Raw genomic sequence first — 12,448 nt, 5'->3', positions numbered from 1 at the left:
GTCGCCAAGCGCCAGGCGGTGACCAACCCGGACCGGACCATCCGCTCGGTCAAGCGGGAGATCGGCACCAACTGGACCGTCGACATCGACGGCAAGAAGTACACCCCGCAGGAGATCTCGGCGTGCACGCTGATGAAGCTCAAGCGGGACGCCGAGGCCTACCTGGGCGAGCAGATCACCGACGCGGTGATCACCGTGCCCGCCTACTTCAACGACGGCCAGCGCCAGGCCACCAAGGAGGCCGGCGAGATCGCCGGCTTCAACGTGCTGCGGATCGTCAACGAGCCGACCGCGGCGGCCCTGGCGTACGGGCTGGACAAGGGCTCCAAGGAGCAGACCGTCCTGGTCTTCGACCTCGGTGGCGGCACCTTCGACGTGTCCCTGCTGGAGCTGGCCGAGGGCGTCGTCGAGGTCAAGTCGACCAGCGGTGACAACCAGCTCGGCGGCGACGACTGGGACCAGCGGATCATCGACCACCTGGTGAAGACGTTCCGGGGCGAGCACGGCATCGACCTGGGCCAGGACAAGATGGCGCTGCAGCGGCTCCGCGAGGCGGCCGAGAAGGCCAAGATCGAGCTGTCGGCGGCGACCACCACCAACATCAACCTGCCGTACATCACCGCCGGGTCGGCCGGCCCGCTGCACCTGGACGTGACGCTCAGCCGCGCCGAGTTCCAGCGGATGACGCAGGACCTGCTGGACCGCTGCAAGGGCCCGTTCGAGCAGGCCGTGAAGGACGCCGGCATCAAGATCGCCGACGTCGACCACGTGATCCTGGTCGGCGGCTCCACCCGGATGCCGGCCGTGACCGACCTGGTCAAGCAGCTCACCGGCCGCGACCCGAACAAGGGCGTCAACCCGGACGAGGTCGTCGCCGTCGGCGCGGCCCTGCAGGCCGGCGTGCTCAAGGGCGAGGTCAAGGACGTCCTGCTGCTCGACGTGACCCCGCTGAGCCTGGGCATCGAGACCAAGGGCGGTATCTTCACCAAGCTCATCGAGCGCAACACCACCATCCCGACCAAGCGCTCCGAGGTCTTCACCACGGCCGACGACAACCAGCCGTCGGTGCTGATCCAGGTGTTCCAGGGCGAGCGGGAGATCGCGGCGTACAACAAGAAGCTCGGCACCTTCGAGCTGACCGGCCTCCCGCCGGCGCCGCGCGGCGTGCCGCAGATCGAGGTCACCTTCGACATCGACGCCAACGGCATCGTCAACGTGCACGCCAAGGACCTGGGCACCGGCAAGGAACAGAAGATGACGATCACCGGCGGCTCCTCGCTGCCGAAGGACGACATCGAGCGGATGCGCCGGGACGCCGAGGAGCACGCCGACGACGACAAGCGTCGCCGGGAGGAGGCCGAGACCCGCAACGTGGCCGAGGCGCTCCAGTGGCAGACCGAGAAGTTCCTCGCCGAGAGCGGCGACAAGCTGCCCACGGAGAACCGGGAGCAGCTCAACGAGGCCCTCGGTGAGCTGCGCGGCGCGCTCGGCGGCCAGGACATCGAGAAGATCAAGGCGGCCCACGAGCGGCTCGCCCAGGTCTCCCAGCAGGCCGGTTCGCTGCTCTACTCGCAGCAGGCCGAGCAGGGGGAGCAGCCGGGCGCGGCCGGTGCGGGCGCGGGTGCCGGAGCCGGAGCCGGCGCGGGTGCCGCCGGGGCCGCCGGGGCCCCCAAGGCGGGCGGCCCGGACGACGTGGTCGACGCGGAGATCGTGGACGAGGACAAGAAGTGACGGTCCGCGCCACCGCACAGGGAACGAGGTAGTCGCATGACGGAGAAGCCACGAGCCGCCGACCCGGACACCTCCGGGTCGACGCCGGGTGGCTCCGCGCCCACCGACGACGGGCCGCGGGTCGTCATCCGGGACAACCGCAAGCTCGGCAAGACCGAGGAGACGCCTGCCGCCGCCGACGCCGGGGCCGACGTCCCGGCCGAGGGGCTGGTCGAGGAGTCCGAGGTGGTGGTCGACGAGATCGAGGCCGAGGCCACCGCCCTCGACGACCCGGCACCGACCGGTCCGCCGGTGGTGGACGCCCCCGCGCAGCCGGTCGACGGCAGCGCCACGGGCTCCCCGCTCGGCGCCGAGTTGGAGGCCCTCCGGGCCGAGCTGGACGAGCGGACCCGGGACCTGCAGCGGGTGTCGGCGGAGTACGCCAACTACCGCAAGCGGGTGGACCGGGACCGGGGCGTGGTCCAGGAGCAGGCGACCGGCTCGGTGCTCGCCGCGCTGCTGCCCATCCTGGACGACCTGGACCGGGCCCGGGAACACGGCGACCTGGTCGGGCCGTTCGGCACCGTGGCGGAGCAGCTCACCACGGCGCTGGGCAAGTTCGGCCTGACGCCCTTCGGCGAGCAGGGCGACCCGTTCGACCCGACCCGGCACGAGGCGGTCGCGCACCAGACCTCACCGGACGTCGACGAGCCCACCTGCGTGCAGGTGATGCGTCGGGGTTACCTGCTCGGCGAGCGGCTGCTGCGGCCGGCCATGGTCGCGGTCGCCGACCCGGAGTAGTGCACGGCCATCCGGTCGCCCCGCCCGCCTCCCGAGGCGGGCGGGGCGACCGGGCCACATCTCACGGAAGGGGGTGGACCGGTGAGTTCCAAGGACTGGATCGAGAAGGACTTCTACGCCACGTTGGGCGTGGAGAAGTCCGCCTCCTCGGACGAGATCAAGAAGTCGTACCGGAAACTGGCCCGGGAGTCGCACCCGGACCACAACCCCGGTGACCCGAAGGCCGAGGAACGGTTCAAGGGCGTCTCCGAGGCGTACGCGGTGCTCGGCGACGACGCCAAACGCCGCGAGTACGACGAGATGCGCTCGCTGTTCGGCTCGGGCGCGTTCCGGCGGGGCGCCCGCGGCCCGGGTCAGCCCGGCGGGGTCCCGTTCGACGTCTCCGACCTGTTCGGCGGCGGTGGGGGCGGGGACAACCGGTTCGGTGGTGGCGGCTTCACCGACCTGTTCAGTTCGATCTTCTCCGGCGGTGGTGGCGCCGGCCCGACCCGGGCGCGTGGACCGGCCCGGGGCCGGGACGTGGAGGCCGAGGTCGCGCTCGACTTCGGCGACGCCGTCCGGGGCGTCACCCTGCCGTTGACGTTGCGCGCCCCCGGGGTCTGCGACACCTGCCACGGCAACGGCGCGAAGCCGGGTACCCAGCCGACCGCCTGCCCGGTCTGTCACGGTGCCGGGGTGACCACCCGGGACCAGGGGTCGTTCAGCTTCTCCGAGCCGTGCCGCAACTGCCAGGGCGTCGGGACGGTCGTCGAGGAGAAGTGCCCCGAGTGCCAGGGCACCGGCGGGGTCACCAAGGCCCGCACGCTCAACGTCCGGTTCCCCGCCGGGGTGGCCGACGGCCAGCGGATCAGGCTGGCCGGGCGGGGCGAGCCGGGGCAGCGCGGTGGGCCGGCGGGTGACCTGTTCGTGCAGGTGAAGGTCCGGCCGGACGACCTGTTCGGGCGTACCGGTGACGACCTGACGCTGGCCGTGCCGATCACCTTCGCCGAGGCGGTGCTCGGCACCGACCTGCGGGTACCCACGCTGGACGGCGCGGTGACCCTGCGCGTCCCGCCGGGCACCCCGTCCGGGCGGGTGCTGCGGGCCCGCGGCAAGGGTGTCGTACGACGGGACGGGCGGGCCGGCGACCTGCTGGTCACGCTGGATGTGGTGGTGCCGGCGACGGTGTCGGACGAGGCGCGGGCGGCGCTGGAGTCGTTCGCCGGGGCGACGCCGCCGGCCGCCCGGGAACATCTCGACGCGCGGGTGCGTCGGGTCGGTTGACCGGTGGACGGGTGCGGAGGTGAGTGGGATGTCGGACGGGTTCGTCGGTTCGGGTGACCCTGCCTACGAGGCCAAGGTGCTGATGATCTCGGTTGCGGCACGGATGGCGGGCATGCACCCGCAGACGCTGCGCCAGTACGACCGGCTCGGCCTGGTGCAGGCCGGCCGGGCGGCCGGTGGCGGTCGACGGTACAGCGTGCGGGACGTCGTCCTGCTGCGCGAGGTGCAGCGGCTCAGCCAGGACGAGGGCGTCAACCTGGCCGGGGTGAAGCGGATCATCGGGCTGGAACGCCTGGTGGAGCAGGCCCAGCAGCGGGTGGCCCGGCTGGAGGCGGAGCTGGACGCCGCGTACCGGCGGATCGCCGAGCTGGAGACGCTGGCCAGCGGCTTCTCCCGGGGCGACCTGGTGCCGACCAGCCGCACCTCGACGGCGCTGGTGGTCTGGCGTCCCCGCCGCACCGGCCCCACATGATCGACACCTCTGGTCGGGTGGTCCGGTGCCCTCGCCGCACCCGACCGGCATGATCAACACTTCTGGGCGCGAATAGCGGCATCCCCTCGACGGGATGCCGCTATTCGGCGTATCTGGAGTGAATCTCCCCGAGACGGGACGCTGACCGGCGGGGTTCAGGCATTCCCCCGCCGGGAGCAGGGCTGTCCCGTTAACCTGTGAATCAGGCGCAAGCGGACCAATCCGGACTCCGACAGCGGGGGGAACCGTGGCGGAATCGGCGAAGAAGGTGGCCCGGCAGGCGGAGGAGCGGCTCGACCAGGTGGCCGAGAACGTCCGGGAGAAGTTCGACCGGGTCACCCGGGGCACGTTCTCCGACACCGTGAAGGACGGCAGGTTCGCCGACCGGAACGCCCGCAGGGCGAACCGGGGGCAGGCCGAGCCGAAACGCGGCGACCAGGGCGGATCGCAACGCTGACGATCCGCCGACGTGCGGGCCGGGACCCACGGGGGGTCCCGGCCCGTTCGCCGTCCGGACGTGCTGGGGCGGCTCCGGCCCGACCGCGACGTCAGCCGAGGCGGCGGTTGTCCCGGACCAGGCCGCCCTCGCACCAGTCGTGGTAGGTGAAGAGTTCCTGCCGGGCCAGCAGCATCCGGCTGTTGTGCGCCCAGTTGCGCACCAACTCGTCGCCGTCGCGCTCGGCCTGCTCCACCAGCCTGCGGAACCGACGCCGGGGGTGGGCGCGGAACTTCGTCCGGATGCCGTCGGCGGCGTAGATGTAGAGGCAGTGCAGGGCGAAGCGGCGGGCCGGGCAGGCCGGGTCCCGGGCCAGCTCGAAGAGGGTGAGCACCAGGTGGTCACCCGCCACCAGCAGGTCCCAGTCCTGGGGCAGCGAGGTCAACGGCACCGAGTCGGGTTGGTACGCCCAGGCCCGCAACTCCGCCGGTGACGGGTCGACGGGGTTGGCGAAGCCGCGGAACGTCGGACCGTGCGCGCTCACCCGGCAACCTTCCCGCTCACGCCCGCGGGATGCCTCCGTCCGCCCGCGAGACCCTGGCCTGCTGGGGCGCAACGCTAGCCGCCGTCACCCGGCCGGCGGAAGACCTGCCGGGAAGCAATTCGGCAACGGATGCCCTGGCCAGGCCGATCCGCGCGGTCGACCTGGCCAGGCGAAACTCAGTCCGTGGCCGGTACCGGCCGGGCCTGGCGGGCGGCGATCCTCCGCCGCACCCGCTGCTTGAACCAGCGCATGTCGGGCAGCCGGGCGAGCATCGGACCGGTGATCACGGTGATCAGCACGTACGCCGTGGCGAGCGCGGCCAGCTTGGGTTCGACGGTGCCGGCGGCGACCGCGAGACCGGCGATGACGATGGAGAACTCACCGCGGGGCATCAGGGCGAAACCGGCCCGCCACCGGCCTGGCTCGGCGATCCCGGCCCGGCGGGCCGCCAGGTAGCCGGTGACCAGCTTCGTCCCCATGGTGACCACGGCCAGCGCGATCGCGGGCAGCAGCACCGGCGGCATGTCCCGGGGGTCGGTGACCAGGCCGAAGAAGACGAAGAAGACGGCGGCGAAGAGGTCCCGCAGCGGGGAGAGCAGTTCGGTGGCGTGGTGCGCCACCGGCCCGGACAGGGCGATGCCGACCAGGAACGCCCCGACGGCGGCGGAGACCTGGAGCCGGGCGGCGATCCCGGCGACCAGCAGGGTCAGGCCGAGCACCCCGAGCAGCAGCGCCTCCGGGTCCTTCGCCGACAGGGCGGCGGAGATCAGGTGGCCGAAGCGGATGGCGACGACCAGCACGACCACCACGGTGAGCACCGCGATGCCCAACGCTATGCCGCCCTTGACCAGGCCCACGCCGGCCAGCAGTGCGGTCACCAGCGGCAGGTAGAGCGCCATCGCCAGGTCCTCGATGACCAGCACGGACAGGATGACCGGGGTTTCCCGGTTACCGACCCGGCCGAGGTCGCCGAGCACCTTGGCGATCACCCCGGAGGACGAGATCCAGGTGATGCCGCCGAGCACCACGGCCGCCACCCAGCCCCAACCGAGCAGCAGCGCGAAGCCGAACCCGGGCAGGGCGTTGAGGACCGCGTCGATCAGGCCGGCCGGCGCCGCCGAGCGCAGGTTGCCGACCAGCTCGTTGGCGCTGTATTCCAGGCCGAGCATGACCAGCAGCAGGATGACGCCGATCTCGGCGCCGACGGCGAAGAACTCCTCGCTGGCGGCCAGCGGCAGCAGACCGCCGTGGCCGAACGCGAGGCCGGCGAGCAGGTAGAGCGGGATGGGGGAGACGCCGAACCGGCGGCTGAGCCGACCGAGCAGCCCGAGTAGCAGGAGGAGAGCGCCGACCTCGACCAGTAGGGTTGTGGTTTCGTGCATCCGCCTCAGCCGTCCGGGTCACTGTCGGCGAGGATGGCGGTCACCCCGTCGAGACCCTGCCGGGTACCGACCACGACCACCACGTCACCGGCCGCGAAGCGGAAGGTGGGATCGGGCGAGACGTTGACCTCGCCCTGGCGGAGCACCGCCACGATCGAGGCGCTGGTGCGGGTGCGTGCCTTGGTGTCACCGAGCCGCTTGTTGACGTACTTCGACCCGGCCGGGATGGCGATCTGCTCGGTGAGCAGCCCGGCCGCCTGCTCGCGCAGGCCGGAGAGCTGACCCAGCATCAGCGACGCGCCGAGGATGTCGGCAAGCGCCTCGGCCTCGTCGTCGGTCAGCGGGATGTCGTGCTGACAGGAGTCGGGATCGTCCGGGTCGTAGAGGACCAGGTCGCGGCGGCCATTGCGGTGGGAGACCACACCGAGCCGGCGGCCGGACTCCGTCATCAGGTCATGACGGACGCCGATTCCCGGTAGGGCGGTCTGTTCGACTCGTACTCGCACGGACGAGAGGTTATACCCTGCCCTCCACCTCGGCCCGACGGACGTCTGCGCTGCTGGCGAGCCCCTTGCCCTCGACACCGCCCGTGTTCGGCCTACCACCCGACCGGTGATCCTGACCCGCGCTGCGGGATCAAGGGGATGCTTTGCGTGGTGTGACGTAGGTGCCCTTGCCCTGGTGGCCTTCGATCAGGCCCTCCGCCTGAAGGATCAGTAGTGCGGAGCGCACGGGTTCGGCGGAGACCTCGTGGTGCGCGATCAACTCGCGCAGGGACGGCAACTTGTCGCCTGGCGAATACTCGCCGGAGGCGATCTTGTCGCGGATGTCCTGAGCGATGCGCTGACGGTCGGAAACTCGGGGCATGGCGGCAACTCCTGGTAGGCCCCAAGATCCTCCCACGGCAGCACATGCCCCGCCAAGACTTCGCGTGCTTTGCATGGTGAGTAGTTGTCTTCCAATGGTTTGCATTGCATGTTGCTTCGGCAGGGCCTTCAGCGGAAAGCCTGGTAGGCAAACCGGCCTTCGGTTGGCATCCGTGGGCTGGCACGACTGGATCAGAAGGTGCGTCAGTCGTGCCAGCCCTGAGATCGACAGCGGCCCTGTCGTCGTACCGCCGGGGTGGGCTGCGACGGCAGGGCGGGCAGCCCGGCCGAGCCGGCAGCGCGGCCGGGCTGCCCTTCCAGCACCCCGACACCGAACTGTCCAGCGAAGGAGCGCCATGGGGTACGAGTCACCGCACCCACCACCGAACCTCGACCTTGGTCAACTCAGTTGGGGCGATATTGCGGTGTCCGAGCCATCGCGACACCGCCATTGGAGCGACACTGAGCCGGGTCGGGCGGGTGGGGAGGCGTGACCGGGCGGTACGTCGTACACCTGCCGGTCGTCGCCACCGATCTGGCGCGGGCCAAGGTGCTGGCCCGGACGGCGGCCCGCTCGCTGGCCTTCCTCGCTCACGTCGACCCCGGCGAGACCACCGTCTCCGCCGAGGACGATCAGGGGGTACGCCACCGCGTCTTCTGCGACAACCGGCTGGGGACCGGTCGCCGGTGTGTGCTCCGGGCCGACCATGAAACCCCGTGCACCTCCCGCCTGCCCCGCCGGCCACCGAACGCCACCCGCCTGCCCCGTTGATCCCACCTCAGCCCACCCCGACCGGTCAGGAGTGTGACCCACGCCACGTTGGCAGAGTTGAGCGGAATAGGCTCAACTCTGATGGTGTCTCTTACTAGTGGACACGCCGATCCCGGGGGAGCCCATGAACACGGAACGACTCACCACCAAGAGCCGCGAAACCATCACCGGTGCGGTCGCGCTGGCCAACCAGCGTGGTCACGCCACCGTGGAACCCTGGCACCTGCTGCTGGCCCTGCTCGACACCGACGGCTCCACCGCCGCCGGCCTGCTGCGCGCCGTGGGTGCCGACCCCGCCGGGCTGCGCCGGGTCGCGCAGCGCTCGGTCGACGCGCTGCCCGCCGCCCGGGGGTCCAGCATCGCCGAACCCACCCTCGCCCGCGAGTTCGTCAACGCCATCGGCGCCGCCGAGCAGATCGCCCGTCCGCTCGGCGACGAGTACACCTCCACCGAGCACCTGCTTGCCGGCCTGGCCCGGGTGGGTGGCGCGGTGTCCAACGCGCTGAAGACCGCCGGGGCCACCGAGGAGAACCTGGTCGCCGCGTTCCCGACCGTGCGGGGCGGGGACCGGCGGGTCACCACCGCCGACCCGGAGCAGACCTACCAGGCCCTGGCCAAGTACGGCGTCGACCTCACCGCCAGCGCCCGGGACGGCAAGATCGACCCGGTGATCGGGCGGGATTCCGAGATCCGTCGGGTGATCCAGGTGCTCTCCCGGCGTACCAAGAACAACCCGGTGCTGATCGGCGAGCCCGGCGTCGGCAAGACCGCGATCGTCGAGGGCCTGGCCCAGCGGATCGTGGCCGGCGACGTGCCCGAGTCGCTGCGGGACAAGAAGCTGGTCTCGCTCGACCTCGGCGCGATGGTCGCCGGCGCGCAGTACCGGGGCCAGTTCGAGGAGCGGCTCAAGTCCGTCCTGGAGGAGATCAAGAACTCGAACGGGCAGGTCATCACCTTCCTCGACGAGCTGCACACCGTGGTCGGCGCGGGCAAGGGCGAGGGCTCGATGGACGCCGGCAACATGCTCAAGCCGATGCTCGCCCGGGGTGAGCTGCGGATGGTCGGCGCGACCACCCTCGACGAGTACCGCGAGCACATCGAGAAGGACCCGGCGCTGGAGCGCCGGTTCCAGCCGGTGCTGGTCGGCGAGCCCACCATCGAGGACACCATCGGCATCCTGCGTGGCCTCAAGGAGCGCTACGAGGTGCACCACGGCGTCCGGATCACCGACGCCGCCCTGGTCGCCGCCGCGTCGCTGTCCGACCGGTACATCACCGACCGGTTCCTGCCGGACAAGGCGATCGACCTGGTCGACGAGTCCGCGTCCCGGCTCCGCATGGAGATCGACTCCCGGCCGGTCGAGGTGGACGAGATCGAACGGGCGGTCCGCCGGCTGGAGATCGAGGAGATGGCGCTGGCCAAGGAGCCCGACGCCGCCTCCGCCGAGCGGCTGGAGCGGCTGCGCAAGGAGTTGGCCGACAAGCGTGAGCAGCTCACCGCGTTGTCCGAGCGCTGGCAGACCGAGAAGAGCCACATCACCAAGCTCTCCACCGCCAAGGAGGAGCTGGAACGCCTCGGCGGCGAGGCCGAGCGGGCCGAACGCGACGGCGAGCTGGAACGCGCCGCCGAGCTGCGTTACGGCCGGATCCCGGCGCTCAAGGCGGACCTGGCGACGGCCGAGGAGGAACTGGCCCGGCTCCAGGCCGACGGCGCGATGCTCAAGGAGGAGGTCGGCGCGGACGACATCGCCGCCGTCGTCGCCTCCTGGACGGGCATCCCGGCCGGTCGGCTCCTGGAGGGCGAGACCGCCAAGCTGCTGCGGATGGAGGAGTCGCTGGGCAGCCGGGTCGTCGGCCAGGCCGAGGCCGTCGGTGCCGTCTCCGACGCGGTACGCCGGGCGCGGGCCGGCGTCGCCGACCCGGACCGTCCCACCGGCAGCTTCCTGTTCCTCGGCCCCACCGGCGTCGGCAAGACCGAGCTGGCCAAGGCGCTCGCCGAGTTCCTCTTCGACGACGAGCGGGCCATGGTCCGCATCGACATGAGCGAGTACGGCGAGAAGCACTCCGTCGCCCGTCTGGTCGGTGCCCCGCCCGGATACGTCGGCTACGAGGAGGGCGGGCAGCTCACCGAAGCGGTGCGCCGCCGGCCGTACTCGGTGATCCTGCTGGACGAGGTGGAGAAGGCACACCCGGACGTCTTCGACATCCTGCTCCAGGTGCTCGACGACGGCCGGCTCACCGACGGTCAGGGTCGTACGGTCGACTTCCGCAACGCGATCCTGATCCTCACCTCCAACCTGGGATCGTCGGTGATCAGTGACCTGACGCTCGCCGACGAGCAGCGCCGGGAGGGGGTGCTGGCGGTGGTCCGCTCGCACTTCAAGCCGGAGTTCCTCAACCGGCTCGACGACATCGTGGTCTTCGCCGCGCTGCGCGGGGACGACCTGCGGTCGATCGTCGACATCCAGCTCGACCGGCTGCGCCGCCGGCTCGCCGACCGCCGGTTGGCGCTGGACGTCAGCGAACCCGCAGCGACCTGGCTCGCCGAGCACGGGTACGACCCGATCTACGGTGCCCGGCCGCTGCGCCGCCTGGTCCAGTCGGCCATCGGCGACCAGCTCGCCAAGGCCCTGCTGGGTGGCGTGGTCAGGGACGGCGACACCGTGCGGGTCGACCTGTCCGACGACAAGAGCGGCCTCACCGTCACCGCCTCCTGACCCCGTACCCACCGGCCCGGCCCCGCCACCCCGGCGGGGCCGGCCCCTCCACCGCTGCCCCCTCCCCCTCCCCGCCCCGGCCCTCCCGCTCGCGGCTCTCCCGGCCCCGGCCCTCCCGCCCCCGGTGATCAAGAGATTCGCGTCACGAGAGCGCCTTCCCCTGACGCCAACCTCTTGATCGCCCCGCGCCGGCCCTCCCGCCCCCGGCGATCAAGAGGTTTGCGTCATCGGGAGCGCTCTCCGGTGACGCAAACCTCTTGATCACTGCGGTTGGGCGGGGCTGAGTGCGGGGCGCGGTGGGCGGGGCGCGGTGGGCGGGGGTGGGTGGGGTGGTGCGGGGCGGGGAAAGGAAAGGGACATGTTCGGGATGCGGAAGAAGAGCGGCGATCCGGAGCTGGACGCCGCCGTGCGGGAACTCGCCGGGGCGGACACCGTCGCCTTCGGCGGGGTGGGGTTCGCCGGCACGCTGCTGCCGGCGACCGAGGCGTACCGGCGGGTCGGGGAGGCGTTCGCGCAGCGCCCCCGGCAGGCCCGCGAGCAGGTCGACTGGCTGCTGCGGCACGGTTCGCCAGCCGGGCGGGCGTACGCGGCGACGCTGCTGGAGCAGGTCGACCCGGCGGCGGCCAGGGCGGCCTGGACGGCGCTGGGCGACGACGACGCCGAGTTCACCACGTTCGCCGGCTGCACGATGGGCACCACCACGCTGCGTGGGTACGCGGCCGACCGGCTGTCCGGCCCACCTACCGACAGGCACGCTGAGTAGCTGATCTCTCACTCAGAATTCGCTGAGTTTCCCCAGGTGCGCGGGGTGCGCGGGGTTGTTACCGTCTCCGCCGATGCACTTGGGGAGGTGGTCGGGGTGAACGGTTCAGTCGCGTACGTCGTGGCGGCGTTGGGATGTCTGATCGGGGTCGCCGGGATCGTGGTGGCGGCGGTGGCTTTCAGCCGGAGCCGCAAACCGGCCCGCCCGACACCGGCGAAGGACCCGTTCCGCGACACCGACTCCGACGCGCTGCGCGGTGACCCCCGCAAGCTCAAGCCCGGCGACATCGTCGAGATCCGTGGCGTGTCCTACGCGGTCCGGGGCTCGGTGCACCTGGTCGAGGGCGGCTGGAGCTGGGCCGAGCACCTGCTGGACACCGTCGAGGGCGACAAGCGCTGGCTCTCCGTCGAGGAGGACCCGGACCTGGAGCTGGTGCTCTGGACGGCCGAGCCGGCCGCGACGATCACCCCGGGCGCACCGACCCTCGACTTCGCCGGCCGCCGCTACTCCTGGGAGGAGTCCGGCCAGGCCCGCTACTCGGCCACCGGCAGCACCGGTCTCGACCCGTACGGCACCGTCCGCTACCAGGACTACCGGGGCCAGGGCGGCGAGCGGCTCTCCTTCGAGGCGTACGGGGAGGCCGGTTGGGAGGTGGGTCGGGGTGAGCGGCTGCACCGCGCCGACGTGATGGTGTACCCGCAGTCCGGCCCGGTGGGGTCCTGA

13 protein-coding genes are annotated in these 12,448 nt (G+C 71.7%); 9 read left to right on the top strand and 4 right to left on the bottom strand.

The window, feature by feature from the left end:
* The 5 genes from dnaK to JQX11_RS31115 form a co-directional block, all read left to right on the top strand.
* Window positions 1-1,731: molecular chaperone DnaK (gene dnaK / locus JQX11_RS31135; RefSeq protein WP_204928490.1), on the top strand; the 1,731-nt coding region annotated here is incomplete at its 5' end.
* 36 nt (window positions 1,732-1,767) lie between these two features.
* A complete protein-coding gene (grpE, locus tag JQX11_RS31130) occupies window positions 1,768-2,511 on the top strand; it encodes a nucleotide exchange factor GrpE (RefSeq protein ID WP_204928489.1) in 744 nt (247 codons plus the stop codon).
* Between the two features lie 81 nt (window positions 2,512-2,592).
* Window positions 2,593-3,774, top strand: a complete 1,182-nt coding sequence (dnaJ, locus tag JQX11_RS31125; RefSeq protein WP_204928488.1) for a molecular chaperone DnaJ — start codon at window positions 2,593-2,595, stop codon at window positions 3,772-3,774.
* Window positions 3,775-3,802: 28 nt separating this feature from the next.
* Window positions 3,803-4,246, top strand: a complete 444-nt coding sequence (locus JQX11_RS31120) for a heat shock protein transcriptional repressor HspR (protein ID WP_088641908.1) — start codon at window positions 3,803-3,805, stop codon at window positions 4,244-4,246.
* A gap of 247 nt (window positions 4,247-4,493) precedes the next feature.
* Window positions 4,494-4,703 (top strand): hypothetical protein, encoded by a 210-nt coding sequence (locus JQX11_RS31115; RefSeq protein ID WP_204928487.1) that lies wholly within the window; start codon window positions 4,494-4,496, stop codon window positions 4,701-4,703.
* 91 nt (window positions 4,704-4,794) lie between these two features.
* On the opposite strand, the gene JQX11_RS31110 is transcribed toward JQX11_RS31115, so the two are convergent.
* From JQX11_RS31110 to JQX11_RS31095, 4 genes are all read right to left on the bottom strand, one after another.
* A complete protein-coding gene (locus JQX11_RS31110) occupies window positions 4,795-5,226 on the bottom strand; it encodes a hypothetical protein (protein ID WP_204928486.1) in 432 nt (143 codons plus the stop codon).
* A 176-nt stretch (window positions 5,227-5,402) separates the two neighbouring features.
* Window positions 5,403-6,608 carry a cation:proton antiporter gene (locus JQX11_RS31105; RefSeq protein WP_204928485.1) on the bottom strand — a complete coding sequence of 402 codons (1,206 nt, stop codon included), beginning with the start codon at window positions 6,606-6,608 and terminating at the stop codon, window positions 5,403-5,405.
* A gap of 5 nt (window positions 6,609-6,613) precedes the next feature.
* Window positions 6,614-7,114: a cation:proton antiporter regulatory subunit gene (locus JQX11_RS31100; RefSeq protein WP_088641912.1), complete on the bottom strand. Its 501-nt coding sequence runs from the start codon at window positions 7,112-7,114 to the stop codon at window positions 6,614-6,616.
* 130 nt (window positions 7,115-7,244) lie between these two features.
* The gene (locus tag JQX11_RS31095) at window positions 7,245-7,475 is read right to left on the bottom strand and encodes a winged helix-turn-helix domain-containing protein (protein ID WP_204928484.1); all 231 of its coding nucleotides are present in this window, start codon (window positions 7,473-7,475) and stop codon (window positions 7,245-7,247) included.
* Window positions 7,476-7,964: 489 nt separating this feature from the next.
* Between JQX11_RS31095 and JQX11_RS31090 the strand changes: the two genes are divergently transcribed.
* The 4 genes from JQX11_RS31090 to JQX11_RS31075 all read left to right on the top strand — a co-directional run bounded on the left by JQX11_RS31090 (window position 7,965) and on the right by JQX11_RS31075 (window position 12,448).
* Window positions 7,965-8,246 carry a hypothetical protein gene (locus JQX11_RS31090; protein ID WP_204928483.1) on the top strand — a complete coding sequence of 94 codons (282 nt, stop codon included), beginning with the start codon at window positions 7,965-7,967 and terminating at the stop codon, window positions 8,244-8,246.
* Window positions 8,247-8,370: 124 nt separating this feature from the next.
* Window positions 8,371-10,962 carry an ATP-dependent chaperone ClpB gene (clpB, locus tag JQX11_RS31085; RefSeq protein ID WP_204928482.1) on the top strand — a complete coding sequence of 864 codons (2,592 nt, stop codon included), beginning with the start codon at window positions 8,371-8,373 and terminating at the stop codon, window positions 10,960-10,962.
* Window positions 10,963-11,320: 358 nt separating this feature from the next.
* The gene (locus JQX11_RS31080) at window positions 11,321-11,725 is read left to right on the top strand and encodes a hypothetical protein (protein WP_204928481.1); all 405 of its coding nucleotides are present in this window, start codon (window positions 11,321-11,323) and stop codon (window positions 11,723-11,725) included.
* Window positions 11,726-11,821: 96 nt separating this feature from the next.
* Entirely contained in the window at window positions 11,822-12,448 is a 627-nt protein-coding gene (locus tag JQX11_RS31075; RefSeq protein WP_204928480.1) for a DUF4178 domain-containing protein, read from the top strand.

Source organism: Micromonospora humida (assembly GCF_016901255.1).
Taxonomy (GTDB): domain Bacteria; phylum Actinomycetota; class Actinomycetes; order Mycobacteriales; family Micromonosporaceae; genus Micromonospora; species Micromonospora wenchangensis.
This window is presented reverse-complemented; position numbering and strand designations above follow the sequence as displayed.